3 protein-coding genes and 1 pseudogene are annotated in these 2,487 nt (G+C 73.2%); 1 reads left to right on the forward strand and 3 read right to left on the reverse strand.

Annotated features, from left to right (window positions below; translation table 11 throughout):
* From ACYVE9_RS22785 to ACYVE9_RS22795, 3 genes and pseudogenes are all read right to left on the reverse strand, one after another.
* Positions 1-434 (reverse strand): annotated as a pseudogene (locus tag ACYVE9_RS22785) (peptidase S41); the annotation flags it as partial.
* 128 nt (positions 435-562) lie between these two features.
* A complete protein-coding gene (locus ACYVE9_RS22790; RefSeq protein WP_461029763.1) occupies positions 563-973 on the reverse strand; it encodes an SsgA family sporulation/cell division regulator in 411 nt (136 codons plus the stop codon).
* 170 nt (positions 974-1,143) lie between these two features.
* Positions 1,144-1,554, reverse strand: a complete 411-nt coding sequence (locus ACYVE9_RS22795; protein WP_461029764.1) for an SsgA family sporulation/cell division regulator — start codon at positions 1,552-1,554, stop codon at positions 1,144-1,146.
* Positions 1,555-1,802: 248 nt separating this feature from the next.
* Between ACYVE9_RS22795 and ACYVE9_RS22800 the strand changes: the two genes are divergently transcribed.
* Positions 1,803-2,487 (forward strand): energy-coupling factor ABC transporter permease (locus ACYVE9_RS22800; protein ID WP_461029765.1); only part of this gene is annotated, 685 nt, incomplete at its 3' end.

Raw genomic sequence — 2,487 nt, forward strand, 5'->3', positions numbered from 1 at the left:
CAGGGCAGCCGGCCGCCGGGGCTGCCGTCGGTGGGCAGCCGGTAGGCCCAGGAGAAGTAGGAGAAGGGCTGGCCGTGCGAGGCGACGGCGAGGACGTCGCTGCGGCCGTCGCGTTCGGGCGGTGTCCAGCCGCGGACCCGGGTGTCCGGGGCGCCCCAGTGGGTGAGCCGTCGGCTCGGGCCGCCCTCGGCGGGGACGAGGTGGATCTCCGGGTCGAGGCTGCGCCAGGACGTGAAGGCGATGCGCCGTCCGTCCGGCGAGAAGCGTGGGTGGCCCAGGCGGGTGCGGTCCGCGGTGAGTCGCCAGGCCCGGCCGGGCTCGGTGCCCTCCGGGACGAGCGGGGCCACCCAGAGGTCGTCCTCGGAGGTGAAGCACAGCAGGTCGTCGTGGAGGTGCGGGAACCGGAGGTATGCGCCGTCGCTCACGCCTCCCATGGTTCGGGCGGCCGGGACGGGCGGCAAGTCGTGCTCGTGCCGTTCACTCCGGGGAGCGACCGGTGGTCGTCCGTCGCCGCGCGGGGTCCGGGCGCGAGAGCGGGACCGGGCGGCTGCCGCGTCGGGAGTCAGACGCCGCGCAGCAGCTCGGTGAGGCCGTGTTCGAGGTCGAGGCCGTGGTGCTCCTGGCCGCGACGCACCAGGGCGTAGGAGCGCCACAGGAAGCGGCGCAGTTCCAGGGTGCCGAACTCCACGAGGGCCATGCCCTCCGGCGCGTGCAGTTCCACCACCGTCCGGTCGTGGCCGCAGGGCCACACATGGACGTCGCCGTCACCGGCCGGGGCCCGCAGGCCCGCTTCGAGCAGCTCGCGGCCGAACACCCACACGGTGTCCCGCGCGTCCAGCTCCTCCGGGGCGGGGAAGACCACGCGGACGGCGAGCGGGTCCTTCCGGTCGTAGCGGAGCACGGCCGGGATACGGCGGGAGGTGGGTGGGGTGACCAGGCGGGCATGTAGGGGGAATTCCACAAGGGGTGACATGGGAGGGCTCCTTCGTCCGTGCTGCTGCTTCGCCATCCCTACGACCCCGTGGATGCGGTTTTCATGGCCTCTTCGGGGGAGCGAATACTGTGACATGGGTCACAGTCGAGCCTTTACATGGGGGCAAGTCCGGGCATGTGCCCCGGCGGCTGCCGCTCTCGCCCACCCGTTCAGACGCCGCGCAGCAGCACGGCGAGGCTCTCGTCCAGGGCCAGCCCCCGGTGCTCCTGCGCCGCGGACACCAGCGCGTAGCTCTCCCGCAGGAACGCACGCACCTCCCGGGTGGGCAGCTCCACGAGCGCGGTGCCCTCGGCCGCCCGGAGCTCCAGCATCGTGCGGTCCTCACCGTGCGGCCAGAGCCGCACGTCACCGTGGCCGGCCGGGCCGTGCAGCGCGTCGTCGAGCAGGGTGCGGGCGAAGGTCCAGGTCACCTCCACGCCGTCGAGGGCGACCTCCGCGGGGAAGACGGTCCGGACCGCGAGTGGGTCGCCGCTGTCGTAGCGCAGGGTCACGAATATCGGGAACGCGGCAGGCCGGGCGACAACGCGGGCCTGCACCGTCAGATCGATCGCTGTGGACATCGTCAAGCTCCTCTTCGGGCGGTCGCCCGGTCGCCTCCTGAGACCGTGAATCGGGGGCCGCGGTTACCACCGGCACGAAGTGAACTGGGTCACGGCGTGCAGGGCGCCCTGCGATCCGACATCCCACCGGGTGCCCCGTTCCGGGGCCCTCACTCGCTTGCCGGTGCGCCTGCGCTCTTGCGAACCGTTCGCAAGAAGTGGCTATCATCCATCGATCGCTCATCCGCCCGGTGGAAGGCCAGCCAGCCATGCATGTGCCCGACGGATTCTTCGACGCACCCGTCTCGGTGGCGACGGGAGTGGTCGCCGCCACCGCCGTGGCGGTCTCCCTGCGCGGTGCCCGGCGTGAGCTGGACGAACGGGTCACCCCGCTCGCCGGCCTCGTCGCGGCCTTCGTCTTCGCCGTCCAGATGCTCAACTTCCCCGTCGGCGCGGGCACCAGCGGGCACCTCATGGGCGGGGCGCTGGCGGCGATCCTGGTCGGCCCCCACACGGCGGTGCTCTGCCTCACCGTGGTGCTGCTGATGCAGGCGCTGCTGTTCGCCGACGGTGGTCTGACCGCGCTCGGCACCAACATCACCCTGCTCGGCGTGGTGGCCGTGCTGGTCGCCTACCCGCTGTTCCGGCTGCTCGCCACGGTGCTGCCGCGCGGGCGCGGCTCACTCACCGCGGCCTCGTTCGTGGCCGCGCTGGTGTCCGTGCCGGCCGCCGCGGTCGTCTTCACCCTGCTGTTCGCGGTGGGCGGGACGGCCGACGTCTCGCTGGGCAAGGTCTTCGCGGCGATGGTCGGCGTGCACACCGCCATCGGGCTGGGCGAGGCCGCCATCACCGCCCTCACGGTCGGCGCGGTGCTCGCCGTCCGGCCCGACCTCGTGTACGGCGCCCGCGGGCTGACCGGCCGCCCCCTCGTGCTGCGTACCGCCCCCGCGACCC

The sequence above is a fragment of the Streptomyces sparsus genome (assembly GCF_054776295.1).

What these genes read in the sequence shown, in the direction of transcription:
- ACYVE9_RS22790 (WP_461029763.1), bottom strand. Translation starts at nt 973, where the DNA reads ATGTCACCCCTTGTGGAATTCCCCCTACATGCCCGCCTGGTCACCCCA.
- ACYVE9_RS22795 (WP_461029764.1), bottom strand. Translation starts at nt 1,554, where the DNA reads ATGTCCACAGCGATCGATCTGACGGTGCAGGCCCGCGTTGTCGCCCGG.